At 49.9% G+C, this 5129-nt stretch carries 4 protein-coding genes; 3 read left to right on the top strand and 1 reads right to left on the bottom strand.

The window, feature by feature from the left end; genetic code table 11:
- The first annotated feature begins 513 nt into the window (after positions 1-513).
- Genes MIB40_RS19155 through MIB40_RS19145 form a run of 3 tightly spaced genes read left to right on the top strand, consistent with a single transcriptional unit; the run spans position 514 to position 3830 of the window.
- On the top strand, positions 514-1875 hold the full coding sequence (locus MIB40_RS19155; protein WP_406566479.1) for a CmpA/NrtA family ABC transporter substrate-binding protein: 1362 nt from the start codon (positions 514-516) through the stop codon (positions 1873-1875).
- Between the two features lie 54 nt (positions 1876-1929).
- Positions 1930-2943, top strand: coding sequence for an ABC transporter permease (locus MIB40_RS19150; protein ID WP_249697113.1), 1014 nt, complete (start codon positions 1930-1932; stop codon positions 2941-2943).
- A 20-nt stretch (positions 2944-2963) separates the two neighbouring features.
- Positions 2964-3830 carry an ABC transporter ATP-binding protein gene (locus tag MIB40_RS19145; RefSeq protein WP_249697112.1) on the top strand — a complete coding sequence of 289 codons (867 nt, stop codon included), beginning with the start codon at positions 2964-2966 and terminating at the stop codon, positions 3828-3830.
- A 13-nt stretch (positions 3831-3843) separates the two neighbouring features.
- On the opposite strand, the gene MIB40_RS19140 is transcribed toward MIB40_RS19145, so the two are convergent.
- Positions 3844-4656: an ion transporter gene (locus MIB40_RS19140; RefSeq protein ID WP_249697111.1), complete on the bottom strand. Its 813-nt coding sequence runs from the start codon at positions 4654-4656 to the stop codon at positions 3844-3846.
- Positions 4657-5129: the final 473 nt, after the last annotated feature.

Raw genomic sequence — 5129 nt, 5'->3', positions numbered from 1 at the left:
GTTTTTCTCGGTGTTGAAGCCCTTGTCCAGGTCTCGACATGAACGGCGAGCTTCGCCTTGATAAAAACCATTGTTAGGATCCGCAGAGATCTATCTGAATGAATCAGAGGTGCCTTAACCCGATCTGACGTTAGTCTTGAAGATATACCGCTAATCAGCGGTCATCGGTCTGATATTGTCCCTTTACTGAAATTCCCATTGTTTCTTTTCTGAGAGGCCATGCTTGTAGCGACTACTTGCACATCTAGTGGGCCGCCTATTGGTGCATCTTTGAATTGGTGCGGGTGCACCTTTGTAGCGGAAGCGTTTGTTTACTTGCATTAATCTGGTGCGTTTATGGAGCGCGACGCCCTGTATAGCCTTTAAATAAAGGGTTCTGATTGTTGGCATACATGTTGAATGTAAGCTGTAAAGCACAAGTCTATCACCGGCTTGTTGTGGCAATCGATCCATAGAGCAAGGAGTTTTCAGTCCATGAATTCGTTACATCGATTTATTAAAATGGCTCACAAAATGAAGGTTACTCGTAAAGTGGCAACCACTTTATTGGGTGGCTTGCTGGTATCGGGTTCGGCCTGGGCCGAGTTGGAGCTGGAGAAAGAGGAGCTTAAGCTGGGCTTTATCAAGTTAACCGACATGGCACCTTTAGCCGTTGCCTATGAAAAAGGCTTCTTCGAGGATGAAGGGTTGTATGTCACGCTTGAGCCGCAAGCAAACTGGAAGGTGCTACTGGATCGTGTCATCGACGGAGAGCTGGACGGTGCACATATGCTGGCCGGGCAACCGCTGGGGGCCACTATAGGCTATGGTACCAAGGCCGAAATCATTACAGCCTTTAGTATGGATCTTAATGGTAACGCCATCACTGTCTCCAATGATATTTGGGAACAGATGAAGCCCCATGTTCCTAAGGCCGCCGACGGACAACCCGAGCATCCCATCAAGGCAGATTCGTTAAAACCGGTCGTTGATCAATATATCGCCGAAGGCAAGCCGTTCAATATGGGTATGGTGTTCCCGGTATCGACTCACAATTACGAATTACGCTACTGGCTGGCAGCCGGTGGCATTCACCCGGGCTACTATGCGCCACATAAGGGAGACACTTCCGGACAGATCAATGCAGATGCTTTGTTGTCAGTAACCCCGCCACCACAAATGCCGTCCACTATGGAAGCCGGAACCATCTACGGTTACTGCGTGGGTGAGCCCTGGAACCAGCAGGCTGTTTTCAAAGGCATCGGTGTTCCCGTGGTAACCGATTATGAAATCTGGAAAAACAATCCGGAGAAAGTTTTCGGGGTCAGCAAGCGTTGGGCCGAAGAAAACCCGAACACCCATGTTGCTTTGGTGAAAGCCATGATCCGTGCCGCCCATTGGCTGGACGCGGAAAACAACAAAAATCGACCGGAAGCCGTTGAGATTTTATCTCGCAGCGAATACGTCGGGGCAGATTATGATGTTATCGCCAACAGTATGACTGGTACCTTTGAGTATGAAAAAGGGGACAAGCGAGCGGTTCCCGATTTCAATGTATTCTTCCGCTACAACGCCACCTATCCCTACTACAGTGATGCCATCTGGTATCTGACCCAGATGCGCCGTTGGGGGCAGATTTCCGAGCCCAGGTCCGACGATTGGTACCTCGAAGTCGCTAAAGATGTTTATCGTCCTGATATCTATCGTGCCGCCGTCGACTCGCTGTTGGAAGATGGAGTGCTCAGTGCGAGTGATTTCCCGGATCTGGCCAAAGAAGATGGTTTCCGTGCTCCACAAATCCACTTTATCGATGGCATTACCTACGATGGTACGCAACCGAATGCGTATCTGGACAAGTTTGTGATCGGCCTAAAGGGCGACGATACCGTTAATTGATTTATGAAAAGGCCCATCGCTTGATGGGCCATACCCAGGTTTGAGGAAAGAAAGATGGTAACGAAAACAATCAATGCCGCAGATGCATCGACAGCGCCAGCAATACTATCGATAGTAGCGCAATGGTTAACCGTGGATCGCTTGAACCAATGGATCAGGGTCGCCTTGGTACCGCTGGTTGCGATCGCTATATTCCTGGTTATGTGGCATCTGGGAGCGGCTCGTATCGTTACCTCCTTAGGTCAGGTTCCTGGCCCGGTTCAGGTGTGGGAGCAAGCGGGTAATCTGTGGCAGGATCATCTTCGTGAGCGTAACAAAGAGACCGCCTTTTATGAGCGGCAGGAAAAACGTAACGCGAAGAAACTGGAAAAAAATCCTGATGCGGTAGTGAAGATTCGCCCTTATACCGGTAAGCCGACCTATATCGACCAGATTGGAACCAGTCTGGTAACGGTGTTTGCAGGGTTTCTTCTGGGGAGTCTTATCGCCATACCGCTCGGCATACTCTGTGGCCTGAGCAGTACGGTCTATCGCGGATTTAACCCTATTATTCAGATTTTTAAACCAGTGTCCCCGCTGGCCTGGTTGCCAATTGTGACGATGATTGTCAGTGCCTTGTATGTCAGTGATGATCCAATGTTCAGCAAGTCCTTTGTTACCTCGGCGGTGACCGTAATGTTGTGTTGCATGTGGCCGACCCTGATCAATACCACGGTTGGTGTAGCCTCCATTGATCAGGATCTGCTTAATGTCAGCAAGGTGTTACGGCTGAGCTGGTGGGTACATATTTACCGCGTTGTTTTACCTTCGGCCATTCCAATGATGTTTACCGGCTTGCGGATGTCGTTGGGAGTGGGCTGGATGGTGCTGATCGCGGCCGAAATGCTGGCGCAAAACCCCGGGCTTGGAAAGTTTGTGTGGGATGAGTTTCAAAATGGCAGCTCGAATTCCCTGGGGCGGATTATGGTGGCTGTGATTACGATTGGATTAATCGGGTACGTGCTTGACCGTACCATGTTGCAGATCCAGAAAATGGTGTCATGGGATAAAAGCGCGGTCTTGCGATAAACATATTGGAGAGAATGGCAATGAAAGATCATCTAAGTCTGGAACAGGTATCGATTGATTTTCCAACTCCTAACGGGCCGTTTAGAGCGCTCGATAAGGTCAACTTGAAAATTGCGGAAGGAGAATTCGTCTCCCTGATTGGTCATTCAGGTTGTGGTAAATCGACGGTCCTGAATATTATCGCGGGCCTCCACCAAGCGACAGAGGGGGGGGTTATCCTCGATGGCAAAGAAGTTGATGAGCCTGGTCCGGAGCGGGCAGTGGTTTTCCAGAACCATTCTCTCTTGCCCTGGCTGAGCGCTTATCAAAATGTTGAACTGGCCGTTAAGCAGGTGTTCGGGCGCAAGAAAAGTCGGGCAGAAACCCGCGAGTGGATCGAACATAACCTTGAGCTGGTACATATGAGTCATGCCATCGATAAGCTGCCGGGTGAAATATCCGGAGGTATGAAGCAGCGGGTGGGTATTGCACGTGCGTTAGCAATGCAGCCCAAGGTTTTATTAATGGACGAACCTTTTGGCGCATTGGATGCTTTGACTCGCTCTCACTTGCAAGACTCCTTGATGGAAATCCAGGCGCGGCTTAACAACACCGTAGTGATGATTACTCACGATGTCGATGAGGCCGTTTTATTATCAGACCGTATCGTTATGATGAGTAATGGCCCTGCTGCGACGGTAGGTGAAATTCTCAAGGTCGAACTGGAGCGCCCCCGTCATCGACTCGACCTGGCCGACGACAGTCGATACAACCATTATCGAGCCGAAGTGCTACGGTTCTTGCATGAGCGTCATAGCCGTAATGAGGTAGCCAAGGTGGTAGTCAATAATCCTGAATCTGAAGCGGCCTCTGTAGACCTGGCGGATCAGGGTAAGAGTGCGGCTTAAGAGCGATTTCTGTTTAGGGGTTTAATTCTGCACCACAAAATTTACAGTGTTCGGCGTCGTTGTCATGCCCGCTGCGAGTGCAGTTGGCACAGTATTTTTTTGAGCGGTCCCGGCGCAGCTCATCGGCCAGTTCGGCGGTGATGATACCGGTGGGTACTGCAATGATTGAATACCCGGTAACCATCACCAGCGCTGCCAGCATCTGGCCCATGATGGTGTGTGGGGTGATGTCCCCGTAACCCACGGTGGTAATAGTGACTATGGCCCAGTAGATGCTTTTAGGTATGCTGGTGAAGCCTTGCTCGGGCCCTTCAACCACGTACATTAATGAGCCAAATATGGTCGCCAGAACCAGCACAGAGCAGAAGAAGACAAAAATCTTGCGCCGAGATGACATCATTGAGCGCCACAAAACATTGGCGTCACGCAGATAACGCATCAGCTTTAGAATTCGAAAAATTCTCAGCACTCGCAACAGGCGAATAATCACCAGAAAGGTAGAGCCACTGAAAATAAGTGCCAGATAACTGGGCAGGATCGCCAACAGGTCGACAATCCCAAAAAAGCTTCGGGCATAGCTTCCGGGTTTCGGGGAACAATAAAGACGTACCGCATATTCCAGAGTGAAAAGCAGGGTAAAGAACCACTCCAGTAGAAAGAAATGCCGATGGTATTGGCTGGCAATACTTTCCACTGAATCCAGCATGGCAACCAGAATGCTGAGCGCTATTAGAACGATCAGGAAGAGGTCAAAGCGTCGCCCGGCCTGTGTCTCGGTACCAAAAATAATACTATAGAGCCGTTCCTTTACGCTCAGTGATTCCATGCTGATCCTGCGGTATGCCTGAGTTTGTGGTCGTCTATAGTAGCGAATTCTGTCAGGGAGTCGAGATCTTGAAGGGTTATCTGTTATTGAGGCGGAAGCAGGTCAAGGCCGCGTGTCTGAGCTGGTGGTGTATGAGTTACCATGCCATGCGGTAAAGCGAAGCCATGGTCAGTATCAGCAGTGTGACACAAGTAACCGAGATCAGAATCTCTGGCAAAGGGGATTTTTCATTGCGCATGCTCGGCTCCAAGGTGTATTTGATGACGAGCTGAGTGTAGGTGGGACCTGGAAAATCTGAAATGGGTAGTGCTACGACAATATCTGTGACTTTTACCTAGGGCACCTCTGATTAATTCGGATAGATCTCTGCGGATCCTGAAATGGTTTTTATCAAGGCGAAGCTCGCCGTTCATGTCGAGACCTGGACAAGGGCTTCAACACCGAGAGAAACCATTTTAGGACCGCCCTACGGG

It is taken from the genome of Aestuariirhabdus haliotis, assembly GCF_023509475.1.
In the GTDB taxonomy this organism is placed as follows: domain Bacteria; phylum Pseudomonadota; class Gammaproteobacteria; order Pseudomonadales; family Aestuariirhabdaceae; genus Aestuariirhabdus; species Aestuariirhabdus haliotis.
This window is presented reverse-complemented; position numbering and strand designations above follow the sequence as displayed.

Bases quoted from the DNA above. Each gene is read 5' to 3' on its own strand.
- MIB40_RS19150 (WP_249697113.1), top strand. From the start codon at position 1,930: ATGGTAACGAAAACAATCAATGCCGCAGATGCATCGACAGCGCCAGCA.
- MIB40_RS19145 (WP_249697112.1), top strand. From the start codon at position 2,964: ATGAAAGATCATCTAAGTCTGGAACAGGTATCGATTGATTTTCCAACT.
- MIB40_RS19140 (WP_249697111.1), bottom strand. From the start codon at position 4,656: ATGGAATCACTGAGCGTAAAGGAACGGCTCTATAGTATTATTTTTGGT.
- MIB40_RS19155 (WP_406566479.1), top strand. From the start codon at position 514: ATGAAGGTTACTCGTAAAGTGGCAACCACTTTATTGGGTGGCTTGCTG.